The 16,499-nt window shown below is 65.0% G+C and carries 19 protein-coding genes; 7 read left to right on the forward strand and 12 right to left on the reverse strand.

Annotated features, from left to right (window positions below; translation table 11 throughout):
- From LT988_RS12055 to LT988_RS12075, 5 genes are all read left to right on the forward strand, one after another.
- On the forward strand, window positions 1-1,005 hold the full coding sequence (locus LT988_RS12055) for a glycosyltransferase family 2 protein (protein ID WP_232410368.1): 1,005 nt from the start codon (window positions 1-3) through the stop codon (window positions 1,003-1,005).
- Between the two features lie 21 nt (window positions 1,006-1,026).
- Window positions 1,027-1,611, forward strand: a complete 585-nt coding sequence (locus LT988_RS12060) for a serine O-acetyltransferase (RefSeq protein ID WP_232410369.1) — start codon at window positions 1,027-1,029, stop codon at window positions 1,609-1,611.
- Entirely contained in the window at window positions 1,608-2,936 is a 1,329-nt protein-coding gene (locus tag LT988_RS12065; RefSeq protein WP_232410370.1) for a WecB/TagA/CpsF family glycosyltransferase, read from the forward strand. Before LT988_RS12060 ends, LT988_RS12065 begins: the two co-directional genes overlap by 4 nt.
- Window positions 2,933-3,670 (forward strand): sugar transferase, encoded by a 738-nt coding sequence (locus LT988_RS12070; RefSeq protein WP_232410371.1) that lies wholly within the window; start codon window positions 2,933-2,935, stop codon window positions 3,668-3,670. Before LT988_RS12065 ends, LT988_RS12070 begins: the two co-directional genes overlap by 4 nt.
- Window positions 3,671-3,786: 116 nt before the next feature.
- Entirely contained in the window at window positions 3,787-5,310 is a 1,524-nt protein-coding gene (locus LT988_RS12075; protein ID WP_232410372.1) for a sugar phosphate nucleotidyltransferase, read from the forward strand.
- 51 nt (window positions 5,311-5,361) lie between these two features.
- Here the strand turns inward: LT988_RS12075 and LT988_RS12080 are convergent, their stop codons facing one another.
- Window positions 5,362-5,889, reverse strand: a complete 528-nt coding sequence (locus LT988_RS12080) for an ATP-binding protein (protein WP_232410373.1) — start codon at window positions 5,887-5,889, stop codon at window positions 5,362-5,364.
- A gap of 262 nt (window positions 5,890-6,151) precedes the next feature.
- Here LT988_RS12080 and LT988_RS12085 point away from each other — a divergent pair, with 262 nt between their 5' ends.
- The gene (locus tag LT988_RS12085; protein ID WP_232410374.1) at window positions 6,152-6,955 is read left to right on the forward strand and encodes a transglutaminase-like domain-containing protein; all 804 of its coding nucleotides are present in this window, start codon (window positions 6,152-6,154) and stop codon (window positions 6,953-6,955) included.
- Window positions 6,952-7,764 (forward strand): N-formylglutamate amidohydrolase, encoded by an 813-nt coding sequence (locus LT988_RS12090; protein ID WP_232410375.1) that lies wholly within the window; start codon window positions 6,952-6,954, stop codon window positions 7,762-7,764. The genes LT988_RS12085 and LT988_RS12090 overlap by 4 nt, the downstream gene beginning before the upstream one ends.
- On the opposite strand, the gene LT988_RS12095 is transcribed toward LT988_RS12090, so the two are convergent.
- The 11 genes from LT988_RS12095 to LT988_RS12150 form a co-directional block, all read right to left on the reverse strand.
- Window positions 7,733-8,209 (reverse strand): pilin, encoded by a 477-nt coding sequence (locus LT988_RS12095; RefSeq protein ID WP_269752128.1) that lies wholly within the window; start codon window positions 8,207-8,209, stop codon window positions 7,733-7,735. The genes LT988_RS12090 and LT988_RS12095 overlap by 32 nt on opposite strands.
- A 362-nt stretch (window positions 8,210-8,571) precedes the next feature.
- Entirely contained in the window at window positions 8,572-9,099 is a 528-nt protein-coding gene (locus LT988_RS12105) for a carboxymuconolactone decarboxylase family protein (protein ID WP_232410376.1), read from the reverse strand.
- A gap of 136 nt (window positions 9,100-9,235) precedes the next feature.
- Complete coding sequence (gene draG, locus LT988_RS12110) at window positions 9,236-10,213, reverse strand: ADP-ribosyl-[dinitrogen reductase] hydrolase (RefSeq protein WP_232410377.1); 978 nt, start codon at window positions 10,211-10,213, stop codon at window positions 9,236-9,238.
- Complete coding sequence (locus LT988_RS12115) at window positions 10,188-10,775, reverse strand: nitrogen fixation protein NifQ (protein WP_232410378.1); 588 nt, start codon at window positions 10,773-10,775, stop codon at window positions 10,188-10,190. Before LT988_RS12115 ends, draG begins: the two co-directional genes overlap by 26 nt.
- 4 nt (window positions 10,776-10,779) lie before the next feature.
- Entirely contained in the window at window positions 10,780-11,127 is a 348-nt protein-coding gene (locus LT988_RS12120; protein ID WP_007193632.1) for a 2Fe-2S iron-sulfur cluster-binding protein, read from the reverse strand.
- A gap of 119 nt (window positions 11,128-11,246) precedes the next feature.
- Window positions 11,247-11,531 (reverse strand): 2Fe-2S iron-sulfur cluster-binding protein, encoded by a 285-nt coding sequence (locus LT988_RS12125; RefSeq protein ID WP_007193631.1) that lies wholly within the window; start codon window positions 11,529-11,531, stop codon window positions 11,247-11,249.
- A gap of 62 nt (window positions 11,532-11,593) precedes the next feature.
- The gene (locus LT988_RS12130; RefSeq protein WP_232410379.1) at window positions 11,594-12,892 is read right to left on the reverse strand and encodes an FprA family A-type flavoprotein; all 1,299 of its coding nucleotides are present in this window, start codon (window positions 12,890-12,892) and stop codon (window positions 11,594-11,596) included.
- Window positions 12,892-13,329 carry an ArsC/Spx/MgsR family protein gene (locus LT988_RS12135; RefSeq protein WP_232410380.1) on the reverse strand — a complete coding sequence of 146 codons (438 nt, stop codon included), beginning with the start codon at window positions 13,327-13,329 and terminating at the stop codon, window positions 12,892-12,894. The genes LT988_RS12130 and LT988_RS12135 overlap by 1 nt, the downstream gene beginning before the upstream one ends.
- Window positions 13,330-13,449: 120 nt before the next feature.
- Window positions 13,450-13,728 carry a 4Fe-4S dicluster domain-containing protein gene (locus LT988_RS12140; protein WP_232410381.1) on the reverse strand — a complete coding sequence of 93 codons (279 nt, stop codon included), beginning with the start codon at window positions 13,726-13,728 and terminating at the stop codon, window positions 13,450-13,452.
- A 222-nt stretch (window positions 13,729-13,950) separates the two neighbouring features.
- Window positions 13,951-15,462 (reverse strand): nitrogenase cofactor biosynthesis protein NifB, encoded by a 1,512-nt coding sequence (gene nifB, locus LT988_RS12145; protein ID WP_232410382.1) that lies wholly within the window; start codon window positions 15,460-15,462, stop codon window positions 13,951-13,953.
- A gap of 201 nt (window positions 15,463-15,663) precedes the next feature.
- A complete protein-coding gene (locus LT988_RS12150; protein ID WP_232410383.1) occupies window positions 15,664-16,464 on the reverse strand; it encodes a M90 family metallopeptidase in 801 nt (266 codons plus the stop codon).
- Between the last annotated feature and the right edge of the window lie 35 nt (window positions 16,465-16,499).

The following is a 16,499-nucleotide window of genomic DNA, read 5'->3' on the forward strand; positions in this document are numbered from 1 at the left end:
ATGCCGATATCCAATACAGCCACCCCCGACGTCTCGGTCGTCATCGTTTCTTTCAATACCCGCGATCTGCTCGTCGAATGCATCGAGACACTGATCGCCGAGGCCGGCCCGGTCAGCTACGAGATCATCGTGGTCGACAACGCCTCACGTGACGGTTCGGCGGATCGGGTGGCCGAGCGTTTCCCGCAGGCAACCCTGATCCGAAGCACGACCAATCTCGGCTTTGCGGCAGCCAACAACCTGGGGTTCAAATCCGCGCACGGGCGCTATCTGGTCCTGCTGAACTCGGACGCCTTCCTCACGCCGGGCGCCCTTGAGCGAGCGGTGCGTTACATGGATGCGGATCCCGGAATCGGTCTGGGCGGGGCACGGCTGATCGGGCGAGACGGCGAATGGCAGCCGTCGGCCCGGATGTTTCCCTCGCTCCTCAACGAGCTACTCACACTGTCCGGGTTGGCTGCACGATTCCCGCGCAGTCGCTTCTTCGGGCGATTCGACCGCACCTGGGCGGACCCGATGGAACCGGCGGACATCGACTGGGTTCCGGGCGCCTTCTCGATCGTGCGCCGCGACCTGCTGGCCCGCATCGGCGATTTCGACGAGGCGTTCTTTCTCTACTACGAGGAGGTCGATCTGTGCCGACGGATCCGCGCGGCGGGCCTGCGGATCCGCTATTGGCCGGACGTGGTGGTCGTGCACATCGGCGGCGAGTCATCGCGCACCCATGGCGAACTGGACATGAGCGCGGCGGGCAAGGGCGCGCAGCTCACGCTGTGGCGGATCCGCAGCGGCTTGCTCTACTATCGCAAGCACCACGGTTGGCTCGGGGCTTGGGCGGTGCGTCAACTGGAGGCGAGCTGGCATCGGGTACGCGCCTGGCGCAACCGCGGCGGCGACGCGCAGCGCGGCGGCAAGCGCACCGAGTCGCTGGCGATCGTCGCCCTGCTCGATCGGGCCTGGCGGGAGACGGCAGGCGGGCGGCTCTCGCCGCCGAGGCCCTGGTAAGCATCGAGGCGGGAGCACGCCATGTTCGAGAACATCCGTGAAGACTGGCACACCTACGAACGCGACTGGGCACGCCAAGGGCTCTGGGTCATGCTGGTCTATCGCTTCGGGCGCTGGCGCTACGGGATCGAGAACCGCGTTTTGCGCTGGCCGTTTTCTTTGCTCTACAAGCTCCTCAAGGTGCTCTCTCAGATCATGACGGGGATCGATCTGCCCTGCGAGGTGCGGCTCGGCCGCCGCTTCCTGATCGAGCATTTCGGCGGCATCATCATCAGCGGCGATACGGTCTTCGGCGACGACTGCGTGGTGCGCAACGGGGTTACGGTCGGCCTGCGTCATCGCGGGGTCCGCGGAGCACCCGTGATCGGCGATCGAGTCGATATCGGAGCCGGGGCCAAGGTACTCGGGCCGATCCGCATCGGCAACGACGTCGCGATCGGCGCCAACGCCGTGGTGATTCAGGACGTCCCCGGCGGCTGTCTCGCGGTCGGGGTTCCGGCCAGGATCATCCCCCGAGGCGACGCAACATCGATCCACGCCCCGACCGGTGCGAAGCACTCGCCCGGGACGGACTCCCGCGCCGATGTCGGAGCACCTGCCTCATGAAGCGCAAACCCGGCCTGGAAATCCCCGGTCCGCTCGGCCGTCGCCAGCGTCCGTGGCGCGCACTCTGGTTGCGGAGTCTCTTGCCGCCGCTCGCGGTCCTCGGGGTCGTCCTCTCGCGGGCCCTCGACCTGACACTCGCGCTGTTGCTCCTGGTGATACTCGCTCCACTGCTGCTGCTGCGCGGCGCGTTGGCTCACGCGCGTGAGGGCCGAATCTTCGATCGCGAGCCCTTGGTCGGGCGTTTTCGCGCACCCTTCGAGCGACTCTACTTCGCCGGCTCGACGCCGGGACGCAGTCTCGCGGCACTGCTGAATATCCTCCGCGGGGACTTGGCCATCGCCGGACCACGCCCTTTGACTGAGCTCGAGGCCGTCCAGCTCGACGTCGAGGCGGCCGTGCGCTTCACGGTCAGACCCGGTGTCTTCTCGCCCTATCGACTCAAGAGCCGCACCGGTGTCGCCTATGCGCCCGAGGCGCAGATCGACAGCGATTATGCGTACGGCCAGAGCGCGCGGGGCGACGCCGGCCTGGTGGTGCGCTCCCTGATCGGGGAGGTCCTCGGCGGAGGCGAGGCGCCCACGCCGCCCATCCTCGAGTTCTTCGGTGTCCCGATCGTCAACACCACCATGCCCGAGGCGGTGGACTGGATCGCGGCCCGTGCCGCTGCCGGGGATCCCGCGTTGCTGGCCTTCGTCAACCCGGATTGCCTCAACATCGCCTATGTCGATACCGAGTACCGCCGGATCCTGCTCGATGCCGCACGGGTCTTGCCCGACGGGATCGGAATCCATATCGGCTGCCGGATGCTCGGGGTCGCCCTACAGGCCAACGTGAACGGCACCGACCTCTTCCCGCAGCTGTGCGAGCGGGCCGCCCGATCGGGACTCGGGCTGTTCCTGCTGGGCGCGCGCCCGGGGATCCCCGAGGCGGTGGCGGCCAACATGCAGGCGCAGTTTCCCGGTTTGCGTATCGACGGGGTTCAAGACGGCTATTTCGACCCGGCCGACGAGGACGCCGTCATCGACAGGATCAACGCCTCGGGCGCCGCGATCCTCCTGGTCGCCTTCGGTGTGCCGCGTCAGGAAAAATGGCTCGCGCGCAACGATGCGCGCCTGACACCGGCGGTGCGCATGGGCGTCGGCGGTCTGTTCGACTTCTACTCGGGCCGAATCCCCAGGGCGCCGGAGTGGATGCGCGAGATCGGCCTCGAATGGACCTGGCGGCTGATGCAGGAACCCGGGCGAATGTGGCGACGCTATGTGATCGGCAACCCCTTGTTCCTATACCGCGTCTGGCGACAGGCGCGAAGCGGGGAGACCTCATGACCGAGGAACGACCGAGCCGGACCTCGATGGAAGAGCTGCTGATGCGTCGCTACAGCCGCGCCGGCCAGCCCGCGTGGTTGATCCGATTGCGCATCGGCGCCAAGCGGCTCGCCTGGGTGGCGGTTGTACGCTCGGCCTATCTACTCAAGCGCACCCTGGACATCCTGCTCGCCGGCCCCTTGTTCATCCTACTCCTGCCGATCTTCGGACTGCTGGCGCTGGCGATCCGGCTCGAATCACCCGGTCCCGCACTCTTCAAGCAAACGCGCGTCGGACGCTGGGGCCAGATCTTCACCATGTACAAGTTCCGCTCCATGTACATGGACGCCGAGGCGCGCAAGGCCGAGCTGCTCGTCGAGAACGAGATGTCCGGCGGAGTCACCTTCAAGATGCAGCACGACCCGCGCATCACGCGCATCGGCCGGTTCATTCGCAAGGCGTCGATCGACGAGCTGCCGCAGTTGTGGAACGTCATCAAGGGGGATATGTCGCTCGTCGGTCCGCGCCCGCCGGTCCCGGCGGAGGTCGACGAATACTCGCTCTCCGACCGGAGGCGCCTGGAGGTCACGCCCGGCATCACCTGTATTTGGCAGGTCTCGGGACGATCCGATATCCCCTTCCCCCAACAGGTCGAGCTGGATGTCCGCTACATCGAGTCCCAATCGCTGCTGACCGACCTCAAGCTCCTCTGGCAGACCGTGCCTGCCGTGTTGTTCGGGCGGGGCGCCTATTGAACGGTGGCTACCGTTACACGCAGCCTTATCGCGTCGGCGCGACCCCGCAGACCGCGACGCGCGTCGCGGCCGACGCCCTTTAGACCTTCTCGCATCCATTCTCCGGGGTGATCGATATGGACCAGGCCATCCTCTTCGCCGACCGTCTCGGCTCCGAGCTCATGCCGCTGACCGAGCGCACGAGCGTCGCCCTCTTGCCGGTGGCCGGCAAGCCGATGATCGAGCACGCGTTGGAATCGCTCGCCAAGGCGGGCATCCGACGGATTTTGGTCGTGGTCTCGCCCTTTGCCGACGAGGTCCAGCGGGTGATCGGCGACGGCACGCGCTGGGGGCTGCGCCTGACCTACACCCTGACCCGAGGCGAAGAGGACCCCACCGCCGTGGTCGATCGACTCGGCAAGCGCCTGGACGGGCCCCTCGTCGGGCTGCGCGGCGACCTGATCCACGGCTTTGATGTTGCCGCCTGGATCTCGGCAGCCGAGACGACTCCGGGCGATTGCGTCTGGGCCGATGCCGACGGCCTCTCCGCGGCCTGCGGGATCCATCGCGCCGGCGCCAGCGACCTGACCCCGTTGGCGTGGCCGCTGACCGGTCGAGAGGACTCGGCTGCGCAGAGCGCCTGGATTCCGATCGCGGCCGAGCAAGTGTGCACCGTGCAGAGTCTCGCCGACTATCATCGCGTCAACCTGGACGCCATCACGAAGCGCCTGCCCGGCCTCATCCTTCCCGGTCGACAGGCCGCCTTGGGGTTGACCCTGGGGCGCGGATCGCGCGTCTCGCCGCGCTCACTGAAACAGGGTGTCTGTCTGGTCGGTGCCCGGTGTCGGATCGCACCCGATGCCGAACTGACGGGCGAGGTCGTGATCAGCGACGACGTCATCGTGGACCGGCGCGCGACGATCAATTCGAGCGTGATCCTGCCACACACCTATGTCGGAGAGCTGGTGGAGATCACCAACGCGATCGTCAGCGGCAACACCATGATTCGAGTAGACTCGGGTGCCGTCCTGAAGGTCACAGACGCCTGTCTTTTGGCCGATCTGGAGCAGGCGACCCTGCGCAGCGGCATCGCCGATCCGATCCATCGTTTGCTCGGCGTCCTGGCCTTTGGTCTGTCACTCCCGCTGTGGCCGATCGCCGCACTGGCCGCACTCCCGAATCGCAAACAGGGCTGGTTCGATACGATCACCCTGCGCGGCAACAAACGCGAGGTCGACGCGTTCGGGCAGGCCACACGCCGGGACTTCCGCGTCCGGGAGTGGCGCACGCCTGTGCCGATCCTGCGCGCGCTCCCGCGTCTGCTGGCCGTGGTCTCGGGCGATCTCCGGCTGGTCGGGGTCACACCCTTGTCGCCCGAGGCGGCAGACGGGCTTCGGGATGATTGGGAGCTGACCCGCGAGCAGGCCCCCGCCGGACTCGTGGGTCCGACACAGCTCGACGTCCCCGCGGATGCGCCGTTCGAGGAAAAGCTCATGAGCGATGTCTTTTACGCCCGACAGAGGCGCATCGGACGGGATCTTGTCTATCTCCTCAGTGGACTGCTCGCCATTCTGCGGCCGACGAGCTGGCTCCCGGCGCCACAGGCCTCGGTCTCGATCACTGACGCTTCAAAGACAAAACAGCCCGGGAGACCCGGTTGAGCGCGCGGCCCTCGGCCGAACGACGTCGCGCAGACCCAGGGTGAAAGCAACCTACGGCGTGGATCCGGGGAGCCTCTTGGACATCAGCAAACAGGCGAACTCCCCGTCGGACTCCACCTCGCACTCGGACATGATCGACTTGATGATCCGGATACCGCGGCCACGCGGCTCGCAATCGAGCGCATCAAGCCCGCTCGGCAGGTCGTCGAAACCGGCCGGCGTCGACGCCACCAGAGCCGCATCCGGCAACACGCCGCGCTGACAGACACGCAGTCGCAAAGACCCTGCGTCGGCTTCGGCCATCACTCGAACCTCATGTCCAGGTTGAGCCTGATAAGCGTGCTCTACGGCATTGACGAATGCCTCGTACACACAAAGCTCGATCTGCGAGAGCTCGACCTCGTCCAAACCCAGTCCGTCGCAGAACGCCCGTATATAGGACGCCGCCTCATGGGCCGCCTCGAGGCGACTGTCGAAGACTCGGGCATCGGCCTTCACCGTTTCGCTACCGTCGGACCGATCCGAGACCATCGCCCCGCCTGCCCCCGAAGCCCCGCCATCCTGATGCCGGTTGTTCATTGAAATGCCTTGATCGACGAGCCGTTATGGACGGGGAGTGTAACGATTTTCAACCCATGTCGTCTCGATCTTCTCGGTCGAACCGAGGGTCTCCGGCGGGCGAACTGCCTCGCAGGCATCGGACTCGGCGCCGCCATCGAACGACACGATTTCGGTGCTATGCTGACGATCGAGGCTCCGAATGCACTCGACAATCATCGGCGGCGATTGAAGGCCGCCAACCATACGCTTTGACGGGCTCCGGGCCCGCGGGAGACCCAGGATGCAGATCCGGATCGGATACGAGATGATCTTCGAGTGTCCTCAGCCGACACCCATGATCCTGACGCTGAACGTCCATTTCAGCAGGGTCTCCGATATGGTCCGCGCCGACCACATCGTCACCCGTCCATCGGTGCCCATGACCGCCTACCGCGACGGCTTCGGCAACTGGTGCAGCCGCATTGTGGCGCCCGCGGGCGAGATCAGCATCTCCACCGATGCGCTTGTCATGGACAGCGGCCGTCCGGATCCGATTCACATGGACGCGATGCAGCATGCGGTCGAGGATCTTCCCGGCGAGACCTTGGTCTATCTGCTCGGGAGCCGCTATTGCGAGACCGATCGGCTCTCCGAGATCGCATGGAAGCACTTCTCCCACACCCCCTCCGGTTGGGCGCGGGTCCAGGCGATCTGCGACTTTGTCCATGGCCGTATCGAGTTCGGCTACCAGCATGCGCGCTCGACCAAAACCGCGCTCGAGGCCTACAACGAGCGCAAGGGTGTCTGCCGCGACTACACGCATCTTGCGATCGCCTTCTGTCGCTGCATGAACATCCCCGCGCGCTACTGCACGGGTTATCTCGGGGACATCGGCGTACCGGCCTCGCCCGACCCCATGGACTTCTCGGCCTGGATGGAGGTCTATCTCGGGGGGCACTGGCACACCTTCGATCCGCGCAACAAGATCCCGCGTATCGGTCGCATCCTGATCGCCCAGGGCAGAGACGCGGCCGACGTCGCCATCAGCAACGCCTTCGGCCCGAACGTCTTGAAGAGCTTCCAGGTCTGGACCGACGAGGTATGAGCGGGTCGCCCCGGGGGTTCGCGGCCGCGCGGTTGTTGGACCCGGACGAGTCACCGGCCTTCGAGATCGTCAATGCGGAGGGCGCCGGCAGCGCCGTCCTGGTCTGCGACCATGCCTCGAATCGGGTACCCCGTCGTCTGGGCACGCTCGGTTTGGCGCCCGAGCAGTTGGCCGATCATATCGGCTGGGATCCGGGTGCGGCCGAGGTCGCACGGCAACTTGCGGAACAGCTCGACGCCCCTTTGGTGTCGAGCGGCTACTCCCGCCTGGTGATCGACTGTAACCGGCCGCTCGGCAACGCGGCATCGATCGCGGAGCGGAGTGCCGGCGTACCCGTCCCAGGCAATCGGGGGCTGACCGCGCAGGCGCGGGCGGCCCGCGTCGGAACACTCTTCCGACCTTACCACGAGGCCATCGATCGGCTCCTCGACGCCCGCGCGAATCGGCCGAGCCTCTTGCTCAGTATCCACAGCTTCACGCCGGTCCTAGCCGGCGAGAAACGGCCCTGGAGCGTCGGTGTCTCGCACTGGCGCGACCGTCGCTTCGCGGTCCTCCTGTCAAAGGCGCTCGCCAGCCACGTGAACGGCATCGTCGGAGACAACCAGCCTTACCCGATCGAGGCGGCCGTTGACTACACCGTCCCCATCCACGGGGAGGGTCGCGGACTACACGCCGTCATGATCGAAATCCGCAACGACGGGCTTCGCACGAAGGCGCAAATCGACGCCTGGGCCGAACGTCTGGCGGCGGCCTATCGCGAGATCGAAGGCCCGGCAATCAGCCTCGGCAGGTCGAGGGCAGATATCTGACGGGTACGCCGTCCCTTCGGGGCGCGTAGCAGGTCCAAATCGCCTGGCCGGAGGGAGTGAAATCGGCTCGTAACGCGATGATCATGTCGTCGATGGGATCGAATCCGTACCGAATACGGATCTCTTTCTCCCCATTGTTCCACCAGATACGACTGACAAAGCTGCCGGATGCCGCGCCCGAGACCGCACTGACGTTCAATCCCAGTTCGCGCAGCAGCGCGAGCCAGTTATTCCCCGGCACGTCCGGCAGACGGCCATGCGAGGCATAGTATTCGGCCACAGCGAGTTTGACCGGGCCAAGCAGGACCAGACCCTCGCTGATCCTCGCCCGCGTGGTGAAGGTTTGGTACTGAGGAACAGCGAGCGCCGCAAGGATGCCAAGGATGGCGACGACGATCATGACCTCGATCAGCGTAAACCCGGCTTGCTTCCCGATGGCCTGCATGTCGACTCCTTCCCGTTCCGCCTCGCATGGTCCAAGACTCCGGTCGGGTATTCCGGCCGCATCTCGGCGGTGTGACTCGACACCGAAAGATGAAAGCACGAGCACGGATCGAGTATAGCGGCTGCCCGCGTCCCAAACAGGTCTTGTGGCGGATTTCAATCGCCCGACAGCGAATACCGCAGCATCCGATCGTGGATCGGGCGTGACGGCACTGGCGGGCACTCATCCGGAGGACTTGCAACGGAAAGGCGAGCGGTTTACAGGCGCTGTAAGAAAGGGTTGGGGTCGACCGAGTTTTTCCCACACGACGCGGGATCACCGACGGCAACCGCGGATCCGCCGCGCCGCCGACGATCTGTTCACTAGGCCGCGAGGTCATCGACGGGCGTGGCGCTGACGTGGTTTGCGTAGCTGCTCAAGGTGACCAACGCGATCCCGGTGATGACCTCGAGCAGGTTCTCGCGGGTAAAACCGGCGCGTAGGAAAGACTCGACATCCGCTTCCGGCACCCACCCGCGGTGCTCGGTCATGGCGGCGGTGAACCGGCGTAGTGCCTGGAGACGCACGTCGGCGAGCCGCTGACCGTGACGTATCGCTGCGGCAAGCTGATCGGCTTGAATGTCGCCCCCGAGCAGCGGATTCGGGGTGGTGCAGTAATGACACTGGTTGGTGTGAGCTGCGGTGACATAGACGACCTGCTGCTCGATCGGAGTCAGGCTGGAGCGGCTCAGCAGTGTCGCGAGCTGCCGATAGGCCTCGAGCGCAACCGGAGCCTCCGCGAGGGTACGCAAGAGGTTGGGTAGCTCACCGCCGTGGCGCTGCATATCTGCCATGATGGCGCGCGAGGGCTGCGGGGCAGTCTCCATGTCGTGCAATTGAAACGGGATCATGTTCAGTGCCTGCTCGGGTGCGCGAATGAAACGAGAGCCTATATTCTGAGTATAATAGTCAGGATTTCAGCCGCAATCCGTTGACGCATCGAATAAGATCTCAAGATCCTTCGTTTTTTACTGCAGCTCAGCGCAATCATCTCGATGCATCCTGAGATGCATCCTGAGCGGAGCAGGCTCCGTCGAACCGGGTTGCCCCCATCAGGAGCGCCGAAGCCTGCTCTACGCAGGCGTTGGCCGTGCCCTTCTCGAGGGCTCCGAGCCAACGCCGCGGAATCGTCTCCGGACCGTAAAGCGCCCCGGCAATCATCCCGAGAATCGCGCCTGTGGTGTCCGCGTCTCCGCCGCGGTTCACGACATCCACCAGCGCCGTCTCGAAGCTGTCGGTCGCGAACAGTGCTTGGAATACAGCCCGCAGTGTCTCGACCAGATAGCCCCCCGGATTCTCCATGCGGCGGCGATCGAAGCGATATTGCGGCTCGGCCGCCACCAAGTCTTCCGCAAGTAGGCGCAGATCGCTTTTGGGCCGACCCAGCAAAGCAAACTGGACCATGCGAATGACGGTCAAGGTCCCCGCGTCGCCCAAGCGGCTATGATGGGTGACATGGGATTGAATACGGTTGGCTTCGGCGACCGCCTCCTCGGCAGCTCCGAGCGTGTAAAGCGCAATCGGCAGGCAGCGCATGCAAGCACCGTTGCCGGCGTCATGCTCGTTCTCGGGAACCTCGAGGGTGCCGTTCAAGCGATATTGGCAGATCCCGCGCCGCACGGTATGCCCGATGTCGACCGGTTTGGCCCGCATCCAATCGCTGAATGCCTCGGCGATCGCCCGCGCATCGACACAGCCGGCCCCGAGGATGCTGTTGCCGAGGGCGAGACTCATCTCGGTGTCGTCGGTCACCCGCCCTTTGCGCAGCCGCAGCCAGCCGCCGCCAATCAAATTGCGGTGCTCGCCGTGGACCTCGCGAATCTCTCGAGGGGTCATGAACTCGACGGTCGCGCCGAGCGCGTCCCCGACGGCGAGCCCCAGATAGGCTCCGGCCGCTCGGTCATAGACGTTATCGATCTTGGATCCGTGCCAAGCCAGCTCAGTGCTCAGGTCCGAAACAAGCATGATAGTCGGTGCATACCTCGCACGACGGCGCTCGACAGGTGTAGATCCCTTCCGCCTCGCAGAGCTGTTTGTAGAGGAACCGCTTCCATTTCATGTCGTTGACGTTGCGGCCGGCCAAGGACGGGAAATTCCTGCGCATCAAAGCGGTCAGATCGGCTCGGTTCCAAAGCCCGAGATCCTGCCAGAGATGGTCGCTCGCCAAACAGCCGGCGGCCACCACATGGGCCATCCAGACCTCGGAGGGGGAATCGCCGGCCCTATGCATCAGCATCAACCGAACCAACTCCTCGCGCTCGTCACCACGCGCCTCGGGTGAGGATGCCTCACCCTCGATCGCATCGAGAAAGTCGGGCGAGGCTGCTCCGGGAAAATGGTGCCGCATCAAACAATGAAATGCGGCCGGATCGAGCCCGAGCCAGGGCGGCATGGCGCCGCCGCCCGCGGCACGGGTCGAGATCATACTCGCAAAGGCTTGATCGTTGCCGGCCCCGACCGCCCTCACCATGAGGCGGGCATAGATGCGGGCGGCATCCTGTTCCGAGTCCAGGGCGAGGGCCGACATGACCTCAGTACTCCACGAGGATGTCTTCGTCGCGGACGATCATCTGGCACGCCAGACGCCACTCGCTCGGCATGTCGTCGACGGCAATCCGATCGATGTCGTCCTTGGTCAGCTTGCCCAGCTCGACCAGCACGCCGCGCTCCTTGTCGGTCAGAAAGCCGCTCATGCGGCCCTTGCGGTCCACACTGGTGACGCGCACCAGACAGTTGCCGCACTCGCCGTCCTGGCAGTCGTGGTGCAGGGGCACCTTGTACTCCTTGGCGAGCTTGAGAATGGTCTCGGTGTGGCTTCCCGCCACGGCATAGACCGTCTTGTCTTTGTAATCGGGGCTTGAAAAGGTCACGAGTGGCATTGTAACGAGTCTCTCTGGGTCGATGGCCGGGCGTTGGATGCCGCGCGCGGCACGGCGAGCACTCCGGTCGGTCAGGAACAGTGGCGACGGGTCGGTATCGAGCTGACCGTCGCGGTGAGTCAGGCCGGCTTGACCTTGCAGTCGCCGAGGATCTGAGCCTGGCAGGCGAGCCGATCATGACGGCTGGCCATGTTCTCGCGCAGGACCTTTTCCTCCAGCACCGAGGGCTCGGTCAGATTGTTCCAACCCTCCTCGACATGCATCATGCAGGTGCCGCAGTCGCCTTCGCGGCAGCCGTAGATAATGCCGGCGCCGATCCGCTCGGAGACCTCGATGACGCGCGTTCCGGCCGGGACGTTGACGGTCTGCTCGATATCCGAAAATGTGATTTTGGCTTTCGCCATGGTTTCTGACTCCTGGATTGTCGATGGTTGGGATTGTCGATGGTTGGAAACGGGGCAGCGGTTCAGCCCAAGTCCGCGAAGTCGATGACCCGCCCCTGCTCGCCGCGCACGAGGGCGCCGGCCAGCGCTCGCCCGAATGCACGGCACTCCTCGAGCTCTTCATCGGTCGGGATGAGTTTGATGCGCAGACCCGCGACCGGGACACGGAGCTTGAGCCCGCGCAGGCGGTCCTCGATCATCTTCACCGCCTCTCCGGTCCAGCCGTAGGAGCCGAAGGCGGCTCCGAGCTTGCCCTTGAGGTCGATCACGGCGAGCGAGGAGAGCAGATCCCAGATCGGCTTGGCTGCGTCCCCGTTGATGGTCGGCGAGCCCAGTGCCAAAGCATCGGCGGACTCGATCAGGTCCACAAAGGGCTGAATCTCGCCGCCCTCGAGGTCGTAGAGGGACACGCGGATCCCGCCCGCCTCCTCCGCCCCGGCGCGGATCGCCTCGGCCATGCGCGCGGTGCTGCCGTAGGCGCTCATGTAAAAGACAATGAGCGAGCGTTCGTTCTGATCAATGCGCTCGGCCAGGCTGGTCGTGGACAGCTCGCGGTAGCGGGTGACGTAGCGGCGGGGGCGATCGCGCAAGATCGGCCCGTGGGTCGGGGCGATCAGCTTGATCGGCAGCGGCTCGATCAGCTTGAGCGCATCCACTACGTAGCTCTTGAAGGGCCGCATGATGTGCGCGTAGTAGTAATCGAACGCGAAGCGGAAATCACCGCAGAGGTCGTTGAAGAGCCGCCCGTCGCAATGGTGACAACCGAAGACGTCGCCCGAGAAGAGCACGCCCTCCTCCGCCAACCAGGTGCACTGGGTATCGGGCCAATGCAGGAAAGGCGTATGCAGGAAGCGCAGCGTCCGCCCGCCGAGCGAGACCTCGTCGCCCGTGCCGACGGTCTTGTAGGCCAACGGCCGGTCGTCGCGGGGCTTGAGCAGCGCCTTCAGCATGGGCGTGGCACGCTTGGAGATGTAGAGCTGTGCATGGGGCGCACGGCGCATCAGCTCAGGAAGCGCCCCAGTGTGATCCGGCTCCAGATGATTGAGCACGATGACGCGAATCTCGTCGTAGCGGGCGACCGACTCCAGACGCCCGAAGAAGTCGTCGGAGAACTCCGCTTTCACGGTGTCGATGACGGCAACGCCTGCGTCGCCGCGCACCAGATAGCTGTTGTAAGTCGTGCCGTTGGCGGTGCGCAGGATGATGTCGAAGGTGCGCAGACCCGGATCGAGCGCGCCGACCCAGTGCACGCCGGGCGCGACCTCGACGGCCGGAGTCTGATCGGCAATATCCCGAGCAATGGCCGATTCGCCGGGCGACATCAGGCGGCCGCTCCGTCGGTCGGAAGCGCGCACCGCGGATCCGGACCGCTGCGGGAGCAGGATTGCAGATCCTGATCGTTCGAAAGGGTCACGCCGAGCGCCGTTAGCAGTCGACTTGGCTCAAAACCGCAGCCGCATCCGTACTCGGACTCGATCAAAGGTCGGCGGATGAGCAGCGGATCATCCAGCATCAGGGCCAAGGCGGTCGACTCGTCCAGGGTCTCGGGCCGAACCTCGCCCTGCTTGATGCGAGGTGCGCTCGAATTGAACCAGTCGGGCACCGGCAGAGCCCCGAAAAACGGCCGCAACCGCTCGGCGGTCCAGGGCTCGGCAAGCAGGTTCCGCACGGTCACACGATGCCCGAGCGAGTCCAGCAACGCCCTCTGCTTGGCGTTGGACAGACACCCCGGCTTCTCGTAGAACAGCACAGACGACATCAGCTCACCTTTCCTTTCCGCATACACCGAACAAAAATACCTGAACCGCGCCCCGCCAAGGCCGCGGCCTGCTCACAGGACCGCCTAAACCCCGACACCGCGGATCACACGAAGCGCGGTTCAGCGGGCCTGGATCTGGGTGCGGATCTCCGCCCACCGATCCGGCGGGATTCCGGTCAGCGACCCCGGAGGATTCACCGGCACGCCGAGCCCATCGAGAATGACCCCCTCGATCGGGCAGATGCTCGCGCACTGCGGATCGGCGAAGTCGCCCTCGCACTCCGTGCAGGCGCGTGCGTCGATCATGAAATGCGGGAGTGCCTCGCGAATCGCCTCGCTCGGACACAGGGGCAGACACGCCCAGCAATTCACGCAACCCTCGATAATCTTGAATGCCATGAATGGACCTCCGCTGCCTTTGCGAGCTAAACCGCGTCCAGAGGGCAATGCGTCGTTTGCGTGGCGGGTCGGACGCGAGGGTCTTTCCGACCTTTGCGGAGACGCGGTTTAGAATTTAAAAGTTACTCGTGTTTCATTCTTAAACCGCGCCGACTCCAACGCTCGTTCAGCCTGCCGGGGCCGATCCCATCCAAACCCATCGCGTACCGCACCGGGCGCGGTTTAAGCGCTCATCCGATGCATGGCGCCGTCGGGCCGATCGAGCAGCCCAGCCTCGTCCATCTCGCGATACACCGCGGCGACAGCGTCCTCGATCGGCTCCATCGCATGCTCGCCGTTCGGAACAATGCCCGCGGCCTCCAACTGACCCCAAGGCTCGTAGCCGATGCGCGAGCAGAGCACGACCTCGCAGCCGTCGAGAACACGGATGGTCTTGGCCAGAACCGACTCCCCATCGCCGCAGGTCTCGTCGCCCGAGCAGTAAAGATCGACCTTGCGATGACCGATGAAGCGCACGTCGTTCGTGCTGGCCTCATAGACCAGGAACTCGCGGGCGTGGCCGAAATGCTGGTTGATCACGCCGCCGCCCATGGTCGCCACCGCCATCAAAACCGGACGAGGCTCGGGGCGCGCGGGGCGGCGCCGGGTCAGGGCGGCGATCGAGACGAAGGTCTCGCTGGACTGGCGACGTTGGGCGGTACGACTGGCCTCGATGGCCGCATGGACCTCAGCGCGACGGGCCATCGCGGCGGCATAGTCGACATCTTGCTCGGCGATCTTGTCGAGCGTGAACTCGTCGCCCCGATCCTCGCCGAGCATGCCGACCGCATCCGCGCGGCATTGGCGGCAGTGGCGCATCATGGCCATGTCCCCGGCGCAGGCGTCCTGCAGCGCGCTCAGCTCTTCGTTGGTCGGACCGCGCTGGCCCATCATCCCGTAGAAGGTGCCGTGCTCGGGCTCGGCGATCAGCGGCATCACATTGTGCAAGAAGGCGCCCTTGGCCTTGACGACCCGGCTGACCTCCTTGAGGTGCTCGGCGTTCACGCCCGGAATCAGGACCGAGTTGACCTTGACCAGGACACCGCGCGCGACCAGCATCTCGAGTCCCTTCTGCTGCTGCTCGATCAAGATCTCGGCCGCCTTGCGTCCGGTCACTCGGCGGTTGTTCCAGAAGATCCAGGGGTAAATCTTGGCGCCGACGTCCGGGTCGACACAGTTGATGGTGATGGTGACGTGCTCGATGTTGTGCTTGCAGATCTCGTCGACCAGACCGGGCAGCGCGAGTCCGTTGGTGGAGACGCAGAGCTTGATGTCGGGGGCGTTTTCGGAGAGCTGGCGGAAGGTCTCCAAGGTGCGTTGCGGATTAGCAAGCGGATCGCCCGGACCGGCGATGCCGAGTACCGTCATCTGGGGTATGGCCGCGGCGACCGCGATGACCTTCTTCACCGCCTGTTCCGGAGTCAGCACCTCGGAAACGACACCCGGGCGTGACTCGTTGGAGCAATCGTACTTGCGATTACAGTAGTGACACTGGATGTTGCAGGCGGGTGCGACGGCGACGTGCATCCGCGCATAGTGATGATGCGCGTCCTCCGAGAAACAGGGATGATTGTTGATCTTGGCGCGGATGGCCTCGGGCAGATGGGCGAGCTTATCGCCGCCGGCACCGCAGCCGCTCGACGCGCAACCACCGCCGGGCGCGCCCGCGGCATCGGCAATCACCTTCAACTCCATCACGTTGCCTCCGGAGAAGGGGCACAGGCCCCGCGGAAAGATGTCTCTGGAAGCATTAGAGCAAAGACCGTGCCCGGTCTTTGCGATGAATTAACCGACTGAAAAAATTACAGGCGAGCGCAATTGAGCCCAGGGTCTGTCGGGATCGCGACAGCCCTGACACAACCGACGTGTGGGATTTGGCTCAATGCCCGACACCGCTTAAGGTGTCGACCGAGCCTCACCCCCAGCGGCAGGGAGTCGCGCCAAGGGGTCTTGCCGGTAAAACAGCCGCATCTGCTCGTAGACCGCCGGGTATTCGGAATGGACAAGATCGGGCAGCTCGAAAAAACCTTCGCTGAGCACGGCGAAGAACTCGGCGGGCGACTCGGTCGCGTAGGGGTCGATCGGGGTCTCCTCGTCGTCGTCGACCCGTCGACACAGGTCCTCGTAGGCAGCGGAGAAGGTCTCCGCCCAGACCTTTGGAGACATGCCTGCGTGCAACGGCGGGCAGCCGTTGGCGGCCCCGTCGCGCATGTCGAGCTTGTGGGCCAACTCGTGGATCACGACGTTGTAGCCGTCGCGGGCCATCCCGGCCTCGACATCCGCCCACGAGAGGATGACGGGGCCTTGTTCCCAGGCCTCGCCGCTTTTGGCTTCGTGCTCGGTCCAGACCACGCCGTCCTCGCCCATGATCTCGCGCTCCGGGACGAACTCCTCGGGATAGACGATGACGGCATACCAGCCGCGGTACCAGTCAAGCCCGAGTTCCAGCACGGGAAGACAGGCTTGCAGGGCAATCGCCAGGCGCATGGCATCGGTGAGCTCAAGCCCTTGCGCGGGATCCAGACGCTTGTCGCGCAGAAACAAGAGCGCAAGATCGGCGAGACGCCGCATTTCCTCTTCGTTCAGGTCCTCGAGCAGCGGGAGAGTGTCCCGGACTTGCGCCCAGTCCCGGGGATCGACCCGCGCACGCTCGCGTTCGAGCACCCGCGCCTGCCACCAACCGGTTAGACCGCCCACGGCTCTGCCTGCCGGGGAGGTCGAGCACGGCGGGA

It is taken from the genome of Thiocapsa bogorovii, from assembly GCF_021228795.1.
GTDB lineage: Bacteria > Pseudomonadota > Gammaproteobacteria > Chromatiales > Chromatiaceae > Thiocapsa > Thiocapsa bogorovii.